The organism is Streptococcus sp. HMSC070B10, assembly GCF_001808665.1.
Lineage (GTDB): Bacteria > Bacillota > Bacilli > Lactobacillales > Streptococcaceae > Streptococcus.
In genome coordinates this window covers 21096-37233 of the sequence record NZ_KV794205.1, presented here as the reverse complement: position 1 = coordinate 37233, position 16138 = coordinate 21096, and the positions used below count along the sequence as shown (strand labels likewise).

Genomic DNA, 16138 nt, shown 5'->3' with positions numbered 1-16138 from the left:
GGTAAAGTGACAACATAAAAAGCCCTCTGAAAATAGAGAGCCACCTGTTTATATAATTAGTGAGAATCTTTATGTCACCAATTCTCCCACTGGGTTTCGACTTTCACCTCACCATAGTTGCTTGGCGAATACTTACTGTCATAAATCGTGCACCAGTCTTTCAAGACTTTCTGGTTGACGATTTCGTCGTAGTAAGAGTCCAAGTCCTTGGCAGTGATACCGTACTGCTCTAGATAGGATTTCACCTGAGCTTCGTCTTCGATATAGCTATCCTCATTTCCTGATAATACTATCTGAATTGACTTTGTGATCATTTTAGTTTTTTGGCTATACTTACTAATCATCCATAACTTCACATCCCCAGATATTTTCTTCTCAAATGAAACAAACAGCTCGTTAGAATAATTTTTGAAATTAAAATCAATAGATATATTATTAAAGTTTTGAGGGTTGCTTTTACTAGTATACAATCCAAATGGATTTTGAGAGATATTAGGATCATCAGTTGGCCAATCGGGTCTGATTTTAAACCCATCTATGTTTCTTAAAATATTATTTGACCGATAGGTTTTCTCCGTTTCTTGGTAAATTTCATCAAAAATATTTTTAGGTTGTTTAGGAAAAAAGTAAAAACAAAATAATACAACTAGTAAGACTAAAGCCAATAAACTGAATATTTTCTTCATATTGTCACCAATTCTCCCACTGGGTTTCAATCTTGACCTCACCATAGTTGCTTGGAGAATACTTGCTGTCATAAATCGAGCACCAATCTTTCAAAACTTTCTGGTTGACGATTTCGTCGTAGTAAGAATCCAAATCCTTGGCAGTGATACCGTACTGCTCTAGATAGGATTTCACCTGAGCTTCGTCTTCAATATAAGTTTCCGTATCTGCTTTCTTCAAACCTATTTTGACAAATTTTTTCAAAACACGATCCTTACGAATATATTTATTCCATAAGCGAACTCTAACGTTTGGCCCGATTCGCTTTTCAAATGAGATTGAACTTAACTGTGTTTTTGTAGCAAAATTAAAACTAATTTCTACTTCAAAATACTCTTCTGGGGTATGGTCTTTATTATAAGTTCCAAACGGATAATATTTAGAATACTCTCCATCACTTGGCCAACCTGGACTAATTTCAAAGCCATCTATATGCCTTAAAATATTATTTGTTCGATAGGTTTTCTCAGTTTCTTGGTAAATCTCATCAAAAATATTTTTTGGTTGTTTAGGAAAAAAGTAAAAACAGATGAATATGATAAACGACATTAACGCTGTTATACCTAGTAGTTTCTTCATTAACTTTTCCTCCTAGTCTGCCACAGCCTCTAAACGATTTAAAAATGCGGATACTTCTGGGTATTTTTCTTCAATATACTCTTTAATAGATGCCTCACCCTTTCTCAGTATATCCGCAGGCGCTACCCCTGCGTAGATTGTACCTTTGACCTTTTTCCAATCTTTATTTTTCAAAAATTCTCTTTCTCTCTGAGAAGAGTCTTTTTGAAGGTCAGCATAGTAAGAAGATATGGCTTGGTCATAGGATTGCCCCTCTTGCATCCGACCGATAAGGTTGACCGAGTCCAAATCTGCCTTGTAATCATCCTCACCAATACTTGGTTTCTTATCCGTAGCGTTAAAGGTCGTGTCTCCCTCCCACCCTGAAAGGTCCTTGACATGCTCTATACCGCCATAGACGTCGGATAACTGGAAACTGCTAGGATTTAGATGAGTAGCCATGGTAATGGACTGGTGGGTAAAGTCTGCGTGACCTATCACCAATTCTCCCACTGGGTTTCAATCTTGACATCGCCATAGTTACTTGGCGAGAACTTGCTGTCATAAATCGAGCACCAATCTTTCAAGACTTTCTGGTTGACGATTTCGTCATAGTCCTTCTCTAATTCTTCTTTGGAAATATTATTTTTTCTTAAATATTCTCTTACTTTTTCTTCATCATCAATAAATTGGCCTGGTTTCCTTGGCTCTTCAAAAATCGCAAGTTTCTTTTTGAGCACTTTCTTTTGCAGATTATAGTGTGCTGAATACCATAGGGTAATATTCGAATTAGTCTTTCTTTCAAAACGAATCGACACTCCCTTTATCCCTTCTCCAAAATTAAAGTGAATGGTTATATCACTATAGCCTTTGGTTAGAGTTTCATACTTTCCAAAAGGAGTATACGAAATATTAGGGTCGTCACTTGGCCAATCTGGTCTGATTTTAAACCCATCTATATGCCTTAAAATATTATTTGACCGATATGTTTTCTCCGTTTCTTGGTAAATTTCATCAAAAATGTTTTTAGGTTGTTTAGGAAAAAAGTAAAAACAAACAGATACAAGTAATACAACTATTGTTAAAACACCTAGTATTTTCTTCATCATCATCCTCCTACTCCGCCAAGGATTCCAAGCGGTTTAAAAACTTGGATACACCTGAATAGTTACTTTCAATGTATGCTTTAATCGCATCCTCCCCTTTTTCCATAACCTCTAATGGAAGGATACTAGCATAAATAGTACTTCTGACATGCTTCCAATCTTTATTTTTTAAGAATTCTCTTTCTCTAAGAGTCGAATCCTTTTGAAGGTCAGCATAATAGGAAGATATGGCTTGGTCATAGGATTGCCCCTGTTGCATCCGGCCGATAAGATTGACTGAATCAAGGTCTGCCTTGTAGTCATCTTCACCAATGCTTGGTTTTTTATCCGTAGCATTTTTTGTCGTGTCTCCCTCCCAGCCAGAAAGGTCCTTGACACGCTCTCTACCGCCATAGAGATCGGCTAACTGAACTTGATTAGGATTAAGGTGAGTCGCCATAGTAATGGACTGGTGGGTAAAGTCTGCGTGACCTGCTCTGTTGTTAGAATAGGCCTTCAGTTTGCTATCCCAAAACGTATCAAAATCAATCCTAGTACCATAAACTTCTTCAAATGATTTTTTATAAGAAGCATAATAATTTGAGCCTTTTTCTTTATCAGTAGTCTTAATGTCATCTATACTGTCATATTCACCACCCGCCATTTCATGCTGCAGTCTAAGATTATATATCAATTTCTTTGCATCTGTTTCATCTTTGATTCCAAGTTCTTTAAAAATTTCAAGAAGCGGTTTTTCTACTGTTCTTGATTTTCCTGTAATCGAACTGCCAACAGTCACATCATAAAAATAAGTTTTCAAATGACCCGCCGTTTCGTTCCACTGGAATTCATTATAATTTGCCGCACCGACGACTCGCAAAAAGATATAGTCACGAAACTCTTGACTTGAGGTTGGGAACTTCTTATCTATCCCTTGCTTGATGGTCAAGAGCTGTTGGGCTGTCTCTGCGTCAAAGCCGTACTCTGCCATCATGGTCTGGACAAAGGCCTTCTCTTGGCGACTGAGCTTCATATCCTTTGTGTCAGAATAGGCAGTCAGGTAGTTGGCCCAAGTCAGGTCAGATGGGACTTTAAAGACCCCTGTCTTGGCATCCCAGCTCGTTTCGATTTGGGCCAGTCCACGACTCAACTGCACATCGATACTGTCTAGTTCATCGAACAGTCCTCCTGAATAGCTATCATAGGCGCGCAGGTCTCTCAAGATCGTTTCATAGACGCGTTTATTCGCATGGTGTCCTCGCATGAGTTCCACATTACTGCGTCTCAATCTCCCCTTTTCTTCACTATCCATGGTCAAGCTAGAAAAGGATTGATTGACTTCATCTAGATAGGCAATCATTTGCTCTTCCTGGCGGATCTTATCAAGTAGATCATCCTCCCGCCAACTCTTGCTGTCGACCATCGTTTGGTAGTCTTCTGGTAATTTCTTGATAGCTTGAGAGAAGGTTTCCGCATAGAGTTGTCCCCCTTTGCTCAAGGGTAATAAGACACTTGCAAAAAAACTTCTAGCCGAATTATAAGCATCGCCCTTTAGACTCTCTGTATCTTCTGAAAACTTTTTGATGGCTGATTGCAAGTCTTGATAAGCCTCAACCTGAGATTGGCACATGCTTGCTACACTCGAACTTTGTAGTTGGGATTGTTCTAAGTACATATCAATGCCCATGTCGTTTTTCCTCCTCTCTTTCTAGTTCTTTGCGTCTTTCATAGTAGACCTCATCCAAGTCTCCCTCTAATCGGAACTTTTCTTTTTTCAAATCATCCATGCGATAGCTGAGCTTCTCAAGAATTTGGTTTTTAAGTTGGTTTCTTTGTAGGAGTGTTTCTTCCAACTGTCCTGCATATCGGCTCTGATAGGCCGCCTCCCACAAATCATTTTGATAACGGTGACTAGCTCTATCATACCCTTCAAAGGTTTCTATCAGTTCTTTGGTGCGATATTTCTCTTTTCCATTGTCTTCTAGTTGGTACAAGAGGTCTCGCTCTCTTTTCTTCAACTCATCTAACTTGCTCATGCATGACTCCTAAAACCATTGGCACCCGCTTCATCTAGCGCCTCAAAATCACTCGCTATAGAGTGCAGTCGTTCTGAAGTCAGGGTGACGGCTGCCGAAATCTGACTAGCTAGATTTTGAGACTTTGTCAGACATTGATGGGCTTTGTTATTCCCTTGAAGGGTCGTTCGATCATCTTGACTAGCCACAGCAATTGCTGTTAACGATTGACAAGCATTTTTCAGCTGACTCGCATATGTTTGCGCAATATTTAGATCACTTTTTACTGTTGACATGACTGTTCTATCCTTTTTCTCAATCCCTTGTGATAGGTTTACTTTATTTAGCTATATAGACCTATTATACCATGTTTTGAATGCAAGCCCTAATTTATTCTATATTTAGATAATAAAATAGTTTTATATCTAAAAAGCTACCTAATTAGACTAGCTTCATTATCAAGCTATGCTCAATTGAACACGGACTAAGCACTTGGCAAAAAAGATAAAATCTACACGAAGGGAGAAAATCTGGTTTATTTTACCTTATAGTTCTAGGAACCGTAACCGAAGATTATACTCGAGTATATCGCGAGGTAAAGTGACAACATAAAAAGCCCTCTGAAAATCAGAGAGCTGATTTGAGCCCGGGCTAAAATCCTAGTGAAACAAAAAATCTACACGGTCAGAAAAGTCTCTATCGTGCCATTTTCATACATGATGTATAGTCCAAGTAGAATGAATACTAAGGGCACAATGATTCGCTCGTATTTTTCAATTGTCTCGAATATTAACGGAATAGAGGATAACACCCGACTAATCTCGCATAAGATAATTATGCCGATTACAAACACAAGCAAAGCCACGAGGGTCTGTGACCAATCTAACGAAGCAAAATAAGGTATATAGATACCTAAATTATCTCCGCCAGACGCAATTGTTAGCAATGTAACTGTCCAAAACAGTTGATTTGCCTTGCTTTGTTCTAATCTTTCAATAATTTCTTCCTCTTCTTCCTCTTCTTCCTCACCTTCTCCAACAATTGCAAAGCGAATCCCTAAATAGATAGGGATTAAACCAAGCAATCCAACCATCCATTCTTCAGGCACGAAATTAACGACATAAGCAGCAACTAAACTCGCCCCTACAAGTAAGCCTGTGCCTAGATATTGTCCCGCATAAATATGCCATTTTTGTTTATTCTGTGATAGCTGTGCAAATAAAATAAATAAAATAATTAAATAATCGATACTGGTGGAAATATAAACACCAATAGCAGATATGATTGTCTGTCCCATAAAAACCTCCTGTATTAGTCAGTAATAAATCAGCAGATTTTAGGAGAGCACAGACACATTAATTTAGCTATCGCTAGTGGGTAATGTCGAACATAGGAAAGCATTTTACTCCTCCTCAAAACGTAGTTACAAAGTAATTTCTAACTGGAATTCGGTGACTACTTCCATGTAAAGTATAACATACTATACTTTACTTCGTAAAGTGTGGGCTCTCCGAGGGGGCTTGCAGACAGCTACTCGGCTTTTCAAGCCGAGTAGCTGCACACCTTTATGGTGTCATTAGCTGATACCATTTGAGGTTTTTGTAGTCTCTAAAATTGTGACCGATAAAACTGCTCCATTTACCCCTAGCATGACTCCGAGGTTTTTGTAGTCTCTAAAATTGTGACCGATAAAACTGCTTTGCAATTTCGCCAAAAGCAGACGCTGTTTTTGTAGTCTCTAAAATTATGACCGATAAAACAAAAAGGCGACAAAGTTCGCGTAATCGCTGGTTTTTGTGGTCTCCAAAATTATGACTGATAAAACTCAAAGGTATAATAAGTCACATTGGCAGGAGTTTTTGTGGTCTCCAAAATTATGACCGATAAAACATCGTACAATGCTGGGAGCTTTAGCTTCAAGTTTTTGTAGTCTCCAAAATTGTGACCGATAAAACCTCAATAAAAAAGCCCCCTGAGATCAGAGAGCTGATTTGAGCTCGGGCTAAAATCCATACAAAAAAGCTACCCAATGGAGTAGCTTCATTATCAAGATATGCTCAATTGAACACGGCCTAAGCACTTGGCAAAAAAGATAAAATCTCCTAGAAACTGAAGTTTCTTCGTCAATTTTCCTATTTTTGCTTTGTGCTTTTGACGGCCTTTGTATCTTGTTAATTGAACACGGCCTAAGCAAGCAGATAAAAACAAAAAGCCCTCTGAAGTCAGAGAGCTGATTTGAGCCCGGGCTAAAATCCTAGTGAAAAAGATGAAACTCCTTGTGTTCATCGAACACGGTGTCGTTTCCCTATTTTCATACGGATTTCTTACGCCCTTAGCATCATGATTAGCGACGAAGTCCTAGAGAGTTGATCAACTCACGGTAACGGTTAACGTCGTTTTTACGCAAATATGCAAGCAAGTTACGACGGCGACCGATTTTCTTCATCAATCCACGGTAAGTAGCGTGGTCTTTTTTGTGTTGTTTGATGTGTTCGTTAAGGTGGTTGATTTCCCAAGTAAGGACAGCAACTTGAACCTCTACTGAACCTGTATCACCTTCGTGACGTGCATATTGTGCGATGATTTCATTTTTTTTCTCTTTTGAGATTGCCATGATGTTTCTCCTTTTTATTTGGCTTCATCCGAGTGACAGGTTGGCATGCCTGTAACCAAGAAGAAGTTATTTGTCTTTACGACAGTTCTTATTCTACCAAGAAGCAGAGACTTTGTCAACAGATTTACTTTTTAAAAAATTAACTTACTCTACTGATTTCAGGGCTTCAAGCATATCTACCTTTCTCAAGTGGTGATTGACAAAGAGGCCCAGTAAGGCTAAGATTACAGTCACTGCGACGATTGGAAGAGCATAGACTTCCCAGCTGACTCGTGGATAAAAAAGTATGGTGGCAGGTGAGATCATTTGAATCAAAAATTGATGTAAATAGTAGCCGGCTACCAAACCGAGAACAATCCCCACAAAGGACAGCACCATGGTCTCGCGGTAGATATAGAGGGTCACTTCTTTATTATGGAAACCGAGAACCTTGATGGTGGAAAGTTCACGGATACGTTCTGCCACATTGATATTGGTGAGATTGTAAAGAATGACAATGGCTAGCAAGACGGAAACAAGGATAAGGATTGCCATTGTTTTATTGAGAGAATTGGCTACAGATTCAAAGAGGTGGATAGCCGTTGCATTTTGGACCACCCCAGAAACAGCAGTTTTTTTCATAAAGGCCGCAGCTTCTTTCTCCGTATTTAATGGTGTTGGCTCTTTTAATTTTACTAGGTAGGTATTGTCTTGTGGACTGGTACCGTAGACTTGTTCGTATGTCGCTCGGTTGAGATAAACAAAGTGTCCAACATAGTTTTCAGAAATAGCCGATACCTTGATTTCTTTCCCATCAAGCTCCAGCTTGTCTCCAACCGTAACATCTGCTAGTTGAGCTAGTTTTTGACTTACGACTGCTCCATCTGTGACCTGCACCTCTTGGCCATTTTCCTCTAATGCGATAAAGGGTTTGAAACTTTCTCGGCTTGTAACCATTATGGTAATAGTCTGAAGTCCTGCTTTTCCTTTGAAATCTTTTTCAATGGATTTAGAGTAAATTTTTTGATAAGCATGGATAGGCTCAAATTGCAAGGCACTTTCTAGGTCTGCTTTTTCTTGCTCCGTTGCACTGCTCTTTTCCGCTACAATCATCTGGTATTGCTGGATTTGTTCAAATTGACGATCGACAACTCCTCCCACAGAAGACTGAATGCCAAGACCTGCAAATAGGAGAGCAACCGAACCCGCAACTCCAAAAATGGTCATCAACATCCGTTGCTTATAACGGAAAATATTTCGCGCCGTAACCTTATGAGTGAAGCTCAAACGACTCCAAATAAAGCTCAGGCGTTCCAGCAAAATCTTTGATCCCTTAACGGGAGGTTTGGGCAGCAAAAGTTGGGCTGCTTCATCGTGCAATTCCCTCCGTGCCACTAGATAAGCTGGCAAGACACTGGATACCCAACTTAAGGCCAGGGCAAGAAGGCTATAAGACCAGTAGAAATACTCCTGACTTTTCCCAACGACCATTCCAGCTGTTATAACATCCGAAATCACGCCTGCAAGGAGATAATGTCCTAGAAGCGTTCCTAAAACGGTTCCCACAGTTCCTGCAAGAAAACCATAGAGGACAAACTTGGCAACAATATCTTTATTCTGGTAACCTAGGGCCTTGAAAATACCAGCATTGGTACGCTCTTCATCCACAAAGCGAGTCATAGTTGTAAAGGTTACCATTGCAGCGACCATATAAAGCACCACGGGAAAGATATTCCCGACAGAACGAATACTTGCTGAAGCGTTACTGTACATGAGATAGCCTTGACCGCCTGGCATGGTTTGGCGGTTGTATACATGGTAAGTAGGCTCTGCCAGTTCATCAAGCTCTTTCTGGCGTTGTTCAAGCTTCTCTTTTTCCTTGGCTAGATTACTCTCTGTCTGAGCCATTTTTTCTTTTTCTGTAGCCAATTCTTCCTTAGCTTTTGTCAATTGCTCCTTGGCTTGACTCTTTTGAGGCTCAGGCAAAGCGGTCACTTGTTCTTCTTGCGTTTTCAATCGACTTTCAGCCTGTTCTAACTGACTCTTGCCTTTTTGAAGGTTACCGTCAGCTGTTTGGAGCTGCTCTTTTCCATCTTCCAAGCTCTTTTGCCCATTTGCTTTGATACTTGCCAATCTTTTTTGACCATTAGCGGCAAGCAAGTTTTGTAAGTCTTCCTGGTGTTGATCTCGTTTGCTTCTATAGTCTGATGAAAAAGCATCCAAATTTTTTAAATCATCATAGCGCACACGCGCAATTCTATAAACATCTGAGTCAAACTGACTGGGTAAAATCACTCCATAGCCAGCCAAGCTTCCATTTCCACTACTAGCCCCTCCCAAGTCTTCTTGAGAAAGTATCTCACCCGACTGAACAAATCCAATAATGGTGAAAGATTGGGATTTTATGACGGTCTTCCCTTCTTCTTTCTTGCTAAAGGTGATAGTCTGCCCAATCTGATAGCGGTCTTTCCAGAAATCTGCCAAGGAAATTTCCTCATCAGCTTCTGGCAGTCGCCCTTCTATCACTTGAAAAGTTGAAATTCCCTCTGGCTTAGAATAAAGTCGAACCGCTTCTTCACTATTTTCAACGGTTAGATCTGCCATATAGCCAAACTCAACACTTGCTCCTTGAAGGGTCTTTAGTTCGTCTCGATCCTCTTTATCCAAGCCATAATCAGCTATCACTGCCAGATCCAAGGTATTTGCTTTACGGAGATAATCCTCAGCCGTACGTTCCATGTTTGGACTGGCCACTTTGAGACCAACTAGGGCTAAAGAACCCAGCATCATCAAGGTCAAGATAGATAAAAAGCGTCCTTTGGAAGCAGTCACCGACTGGAGCAAGTCTTTTCGGTATGTTTTTTTCATACTAATACTCCAATGTATCGATAGCCTGTGGATGCTCATTGATTGTTACTCTCATAACAGTGGCATCACGCATGTGAATCACCCGGTCTGCGATAGGAGCTAGCGAGCTATTGTGAGTCACGATGATTACCGTCGCTCCCTGTTGACGAGACATGTCTTGGAGGATTTTCAAAACCTGCTTGCCTGTCTGATAATCCAAGGCTCCAGTAGGCTCATCACAGAGGAGGATTTTAGGATTTTTGGCTACAGCGCGTGCAATGGAGACTCGCTGTTGCTCCCCTCCAGAAAGCTGGGCTGGAAAGTTATTCATCCGATGAGCCAGACCTACATCTGTCAAGACTTGCTCAGGATCCAAGGCATCTGTCACAATTTCTGAGGCCAACTCCACATTTTCCTTAGCTGTTAGGTTGGAAACTAGATTATAAAACTGAAAAACAAAACCTACATCATTGCGGCGGTAATTGGTTCTCTGGTGGGAATTGTAGTCTGCAATATTGGCACCATCAATCCAGATTTCCCCTTCGTCATTGGTATCCATTCCCCCAAGAAGATTAAGAACCGTTGACTTGCCCGCACCAGATGCACCTAGAATGATAACCAATTCACCCTTTTCAATCTCAAAATTCACATCACGATTGGCCACAATCTCCGTATCCCCAACCTGATAACTCTTGTAACAGTGTTTCATCTCAATATAAGCCATCAGAGCCACCTTCTCTCAAACAAATTACTTCCTACTACCATTATAACGCTTTTTCAACTAGTTGGAAACCAGCAGCAAATACAAAAAATCCTAGGAATTCCTAGGATTTCTGTCTATAAATTATTTTCCAAGGTAGTATTCAGAAACTACGTTCAATTTTTCGTCGAATTCGAATACCAATGGTGGGAAGTTAGGGATTTCCACATCCATGATTTCGTCATCTGACAAACCTTTGATGTGTTTTACAAGGGCACGGATTGAGTTACCGTGAGCTCCTACGAATACGTTTTTACCATCTTTAAGAGCTGGAGCGATTTTATCTTCCCAGAATGGAAGGGCACGTTCCAAAGTCACTTTCAAGTTTTCAGCATCTGGAATAACTGAGTCGTCAAGTGAAGCGTAACGACGGTCTGTGTGAGCTGAGTGCTCATCATCACGGTCCATGTTTGGAGGCAATACATCGTATGAACGACGCCAGATGTGAACTTGCTCATCACCAAATTGTTCAGCAGCTTCAGCTTTGTTTTTACCAGTCAAACCACCGTAGTGACGTTCGTTCAAACGCCATGATTTTTCAACTGGAACCCACAATTGGTCAGAAGCTTCAAGAGCCAAGTTAGTTGTTTTGATCGCACGTTTCAATACTGAAGTGTAAGCTTGGTCAAATTCGATACCAGCTTCTTTGATCAATTTACCAGCGTCAATCGCTTGTTGTGTACCTTTTTCAGACAAATCAACATCAGCCCAACCAGTGAAAAGGTTAGCTTTGTTCCATTCAGACTCACCGTGGCGAGCAAAAACCAATTTTACCATTAGATGGATTCTCCTTTAAATTTTCCGAGGTTTCCCCTCGTTTATCTATTCTATTTTACACAATTTTTCACAAAAAAGCTAGTTAAAATCGACAAGTTCTGACAGTCAGGAAGTAAAGTCCTCTCATCCTGATTAGCAACTTCTATAATTCATTACTTTTTATTTGTAAAAATAGAAGTTCTGAAGTCATTTGTTTGATCTAGGTAGGCTTTAAAGACTGCTCTCTTAAGTTTATGGACGGCACTGTCAGTTTCTGGGTTATAGTCACTCCAACGCGTACCTTCTGCATCCTTGAGAACAGCTTGGTCCATGAGTTCTTGCAATTCTTTTACTCTTTGAATTGTTTTCGTGGCATTGCTCATCCATGATTGCGTCGGATCTTTAAAAGTAATTTTATTCAAATGATCAAACTGAGCAACGCGCTCTTGATACATAGCTTTTTTAAAGGCTGCCCAAGATGAATACTGACCACCAAATAGCTTTTCTAAAACAAGCTTATCTGTCACTAATCCTTGCTTTTTACCGTAGAGGTTGATTGTCTGACCATTTTGTTTAGCAATTTCTTCATATTGGTTGGAAATATATGGGACCATACCTTCTTTAAATCCTTTAGCAGCTAAGAGTTCATAAGCTATCCGGCGTCCCATAAGATCTCCAGGAGTTCCTTTCTCACTGCTCAATGCTGAAAAGATTGGTGCAAAGAGTTTAATCGTAAAGTAGCCATTTCTCTCATAAGTGCCAGCCTGATACTCACGAGCCGAAAGAATATTATTGTCAATCAAACTCTCAAAGCTAGTCAATTTTTGGGCTTCTTCTTCAGTCAAATCTTTCACAACATTAGTAGCATAAACATCATTTCCGTCTGCTGGATCTTTCACATACTTGTTCTCAATTTTTCTGAGAGCTTCCATTTTCTGGGAAACATTCAGTTTCTTAACGATTGATTGCCCTTCAAGATATTCCAACAGATAGATGAGGTCAAACATGTTATGAACATATTTTTGGAGATCGGATGCATCTTTGAATCGTTCCGTCGGATCTAAGACTTGTAGACGGGATCCTTCTAAGCTATCTGATTTTGAATGTTTCAAGATTGAGTTAATAGTAATGGTTGCATCATTTGGATGATCTGGCGCTTGTAATAAGCCTTTAGCAAAGAACTCAGGACCAAGACCACTTCTTCTACCATAGCCACCAAGATAGATATCCTGATCTGAATCATGGGTCATCTCATGGGTATACGTAATAGCGCCATCCTTATCCAACATACGGTAAGACATATAATAGACACCATCTCCTGTTGCGTATGCACCGTGATGATTATGAACCACCTTGTTACCAACTGGTCCAAAGAAATGTTGCATTGCAGGATTTGAATTCTCAAAGTCTGCGATTGTTGAAGCCTTTCCTTCAGTATGATCATCACCAAACTTATAGGCATCATAAAGCAGGATCGTACGATAGAGTTTTTCACGTGACTGTTTATCCAAAATACGATACCAATAATCGTAGTGATCTCGCTGACGCTTGGCTGTTTCACGCGCATTCTCTTCAACAAACTTATTGAGTTCATCTCCAGCCTTATAGTCACTATTGCGGTAGCGATCGTAAGCGCCAAATCCTAGGCTAGACAAGGTTGAGATGACAAAGACTGATCTTTCTGGCAAAGTAAGGAGAGGCAAGACCATATTGCGGTATTTCCAAGTACTACTAGTAATTCGGTCATAAACACCGATAGAATACTTAGTCCCTGCTTGCTCTTGCTTGGCTTTGACCTCTGCAATAGTGGATTTTTCTTCGACAATGAAAGCTTTGGTCTGTTTTTTAAACCAGTCATTGTTGCTAGTGTTTGGTAAAAAGACTTTTCGGTAATTTTCTAGCGTGCTAAATAAATCTGTCGTTCCATGATGGCTAGCAAGACTGACACCATAAGTATCAACGTTGTTCTTAGCAAGCAGATTATTAAATCCTGATTTCCCTAACTCAATCAAAGTATCTAACGGAGATGCATTTCCTTTTCCAAAGAAATCAAGGTGATACAAGACCAAGTCTTTAATATTAACCTGACCATAGCTAAAGTTATACCAACGCTCTAAATAGCTCATACCAAGAAGCAAGGCTTCCTTGTTGCGCTTAATTTTATCTACGATGTAACCTGTCATTACTTGATTGTTTTCCACTAGACCAGCATCCGCTGACAAGAGTTTTCTCAGACTGTCTTCTAGATGCTCCTTCGTTTTAGCAAACTGCTCTTCTAGATAGAGCTCGGTTTGCTTCACTTTTGGTGAAATACCAAGTGTGTTTCTAATAGTGTCTGAATGATAATTTACCTTCTTCAATTCTGGTAAGACTTGCTGGATAATCGTTTCTTGATTATACAAGAATTGGTTTGGCGTATAGAGAAGCCCCGTATCTCCTAGACTATATTCTGCTAACTTAGCAAAATCAGTCTGGTACTTGAGCTGGAATGTTTCAGAGGAATGATCCTGGTAATGGAGCAAGAGTTTGTTTGCAGTCTGTTTGTTGGAAACAATATCTGTGATGACTTGGTCATCCTTCATCATGACTGCTGACAAGAGTTCTTTTTTATATAAAAGACTGTTCTCATTGACCAGGTTTCCGTATTTGACGACGGTTGCCTTGTTGTAGAAAGGTAGCAATTTTTCAATGTTTTTATAAGCCAAGGCGCGCTGAGCTTGATAATGATTCACCTTAGAAAAATCACTTTCTTTACTACCACTTGTTGAAAGGGGCTCCACTGTTGGAGGAGTGAAAGGAGTGATTTCTGCTTTTTTATTAGTCACTTCAGAAGCATCTAAAATTGTTCCTCTTTCCACAAATGATTCCTTGCTGACGACTTCTTCCCTGACCAAGGTGACATTGTAGACTCTATTAGCTTTGTTGCTGAATGTATTAGCTACCTTCATTTCATTATAGTGGTAACCGGTAATAGCATTCCCGTTGGTTACATTGACATCACTTAGTACATTGGTCAATCTTCCTGCATGCTGTTCCTCATTCGTCTTTCGATCCCACAAATATCCAGCCACACCCGCAACTCTACCAAAGTGCTTGACATTGTTGATATCACCTTCAGCATAGCTATCCTGTATATGCGCATCTTGGTCTACTAGACCTGCTAGCCCACCAACAGTCTGATCTGAACTATTCGTATTTGATGAAATGGCTACTGTCGCTTTTGACTTAGTCAGTGAAGCTCTTCCTCCTGTCAAATGACCGACCAGACCACCAATATTGTATGCAGCAGTCGTTTCGTAGGTATTAACAATTCTTCCCTTGAAACTACTCTCTGTGATGCTTGATTGGTCTGCCTTAGCCAACAAACCACCGATACCACGTTCCCCAGCCAGAACACCATCGACATGAACTTGCTTAATCTTTGTGTTATCCGTAGCTTCATTGGCCAGTGAACCGATATCATCTTTACCTGAAATAGAGACATTTTTTAGGCTCAACTTTTCTACTATGGCCCCTCTCAAGCTTTCAAAAAGAGGCTTTTTCAAGTTGTAAATAGCATAATGCTTGCCATCCTTTTCACCAATCAACTGACCAGTAAAGGTGCCCTTGATGTAAGATCTGTCATCAGGTCCCAACTCCACTTCGTTAGCATTCAAGCTGGCCGCTAAATGATAGGTTCCAGAGAGATTCTTGTTGATAGCTTTAACCAGGTTGCTAAAGGAAGTGAAGGTTGTTGTTTCTTCTGTGGCCTTTTTTGCGAGATAGAAGGTGAAATTATCGACATATTTATTCTCTAGCTCTTGCTGGAGTTTCTCAGCTTTGGCTATGATTTTATAAACGGATTGTCCATTTTTTATTTCTGCAGTTATTGAAGCAACAGGTAGATAGACATCTTTGAATGACGACGATTTTACCTTAACAAAGTAAGTGTCTATATTACTTGGAACACTGTCTAAAGAAACATGTTGTTTGTAAGTACCATTGGTCTGACTATATAACTCCAGATCAGAAACATTTCTTAATTCAAGTGTTTTTTCTGGATCTTTTTCTTGTGGTTTTTCAGATGGAGTTTCCGGTTTTACTTGCTCAATATTGCCAGTATATTCTGGAAGAGGGGTAACTTGTTCGGGTTCAACTATTGCTCCCGATTGGGTGCCTGTATAAGATGGTTTCGATGGTGCCTGTTCTGGTCCGACTATTGCTCCAGATTGGATGCCTGTATATTCTGGTTTGTCGGCTGTCTCAGGGGCTACAACAGCTCCTGATTGCTCACCTTTATATTCTGGTAAGGAAGCATGGGTCTCTGGTTCAACAATCGCACCAGCTTGAGTTCCCTGATATTCAGGTAGCGGAGAAATTTTCTCTGCTTTGACTATTGCTCCAGATTGGGTGCCAGTATATTCTGGATTTTCAGCTGTCTCAGGGGCTACAACAGCTCCAGATTGCTCACCTTTATATTCTGGTGAGGAAGCCTGAGTCTCTGGTTCGACGATGGCACCAGATTGAGTTCCCTTGTACTCTGGTTGTGGAGTTACTTGCTCTGGTTCAACAACCGCTCCGGACTGGGTACCTGTATAGGATGGCTTATCAACAGTTTCTGGTTCTACCAAAGCCCATGACTGAGCACCTCCAACCTCTGGTTCCTGCTTTTCAGGTTCAACAATGGCACCAGATTGAATTCCCTTGTACTCTGGTTGTGGAATTACTTGCTCAGGTTCGACAATAGCACCTGATTGAATTCCTCTATATTCTGGCTTTTCGGCCGTCTCAGGGGCTACAACAGCTCCTGATTGCTCAC

13 protein-coding genes are annotated in these 16138 nt (G+C 40.3%); all 13 read right to left on the bottom strand.

Annotated features, from left to right (window positions below):
• Positions 1-74: 74 nt before the first annotated feature.
• A complete protein-coding gene (locus HMPREF2613_RS07275; RefSeq protein ID WP_070479871.1) occupies positions 75-686 on the bottom strand; it encodes a TipC family immunity protein in 612 nt (203 codons plus the stop codon).
• 4 nt (positions 687-690) lie between these two features.
• Positions 691-1305 (bottom strand): TipC family immunity protein, encoded by a 615-nt coding sequence (locus HMPREF2613_RS07270; protein WP_070479870.1) that lies wholly within the window; start codon positions 1303-1305, stop codon positions 691-693.
• 12 nt (positions 1306-1317) lie between these two features.
• Positions 1318-1785 (bottom strand): hypothetical protein, encoded by a 468-nt coding sequence (locus HMPREF2613_RS07265; RefSeq protein WP_070479869.1) that lies wholly within the window; start codon positions 1783-1785, stop codon positions 1318-1320.
• The gene (locus tag HMPREF2613_RS07260; RefSeq protein ID WP_070479868.1) at positions 1782-2390 is read right to left on the bottom strand and encodes a TipC family immunity protein; all 609 of its coding nucleotides are present in this window, start codon (positions 2388-2390) and stop codon (positions 1782-1784) included. The genes HMPREF2613_RS07265 and HMPREF2613_RS07260 overlap by 4 nt, the downstream gene beginning before the upstream one ends.
• A 10-nt stretch (positions 2391-2400) precedes the next feature.
• Complete coding sequence (locus tag HMPREF2613_RS07255; protein ID WP_070479867.1) at positions 2401-4056, bottom strand: LXG domain-containing protein; 1656 nt, start codon at positions 4054-4056, stop codon at positions 2401-2403.
• Positions 4046-4405, bottom strand: a complete 360-nt coding sequence (locus HMPREF2613_RS07250) for a DUF3958 family protein (RefSeq protein ID WP_070479866.1) — start codon at positions 4403-4405, stop codon at positions 4046-4048. Before HMPREF2613_RS07250 ends, HMPREF2613_RS07255 begins: the two co-directional genes overlap by 11 nt.
• Positions 4402-4680 (bottom strand): TIGR04197 family type VII secretion effector, encoded by a 279-nt coding sequence (locus tag HMPREF2613_RS07245; RefSeq protein ID WP_070479865.1) that lies wholly within the window; start codon positions 4678-4680, stop codon positions 4402-4404. The genes HMPREF2613_RS07250 and HMPREF2613_RS07245 overlap by 4 nt, the downstream gene beginning before the upstream one ends.
• Positions 4681-5060: 380 nt before the next feature.
• Positions 5061-5681, bottom strand: a complete 621-nt coding sequence (locus HMPREF2613_RS07240) for a CadD family cadmium resistance transporter (RefSeq protein WP_000531713.1) — start codon at positions 5679-5681, stop codon at positions 5061-5063.
• Positions 5682-6728: 1047 nt separating this feature from the next.
• The gene (rpsO, locus tag HMPREF2613_RS07235; RefSeq protein WP_001018251.1) at positions 6729-6998 is read right to left on the bottom strand and encodes a 30S ribosomal protein S15; all 270 of its coding nucleotides are present in this window, start codon (positions 6996-6998) and stop codon (positions 6729-6731) included.
• A 144-nt stretch (positions 6999-7142) separates the two neighbouring features.
• Entirely contained in the window at positions 7143-9851 is a 2709-nt protein-coding gene (locus tag HMPREF2613_RS07230; protein ID WP_181897283.1) for an ABC transporter permease, read from the bottom strand.
• The gene (locus HMPREF2613_RS07225; protein ID WP_070479863.1) at positions 9847-10548 is read right to left on the bottom strand and encodes an ABC transporter ATP-binding protein; all 702 of its coding nucleotides are present in this window, start codon (positions 10546-10548) and stop codon (positions 9847-9849) included. Before HMPREF2613_RS07225 ends, HMPREF2613_RS07230 begins: the two co-directional genes overlap by 5 nt.
• Before the next feature lie 120 nt (positions 10549-10668).
• On the bottom strand, positions 10669-11361 hold the full coding sequence (locus tag HMPREF2613_RS07220; RefSeq protein ID WP_000240129.1) for a phosphoglycerate mutase: 693 nt from the start codon (positions 11359-11361) through the stop codon (positions 10669-10671).
• A gap of 152 nt (positions 11362-11513) precedes the next feature.
• Positions 11514-16138, bottom strand: a 4625-nt coding sequence (locus tag HMPREF2613_RS07215; RefSeq protein WP_261673984.1) for a ZmpA/ZmpB/ZmpC family metallo-endopeptidase, incomplete at its 5' end; no start/stop codon positions are given.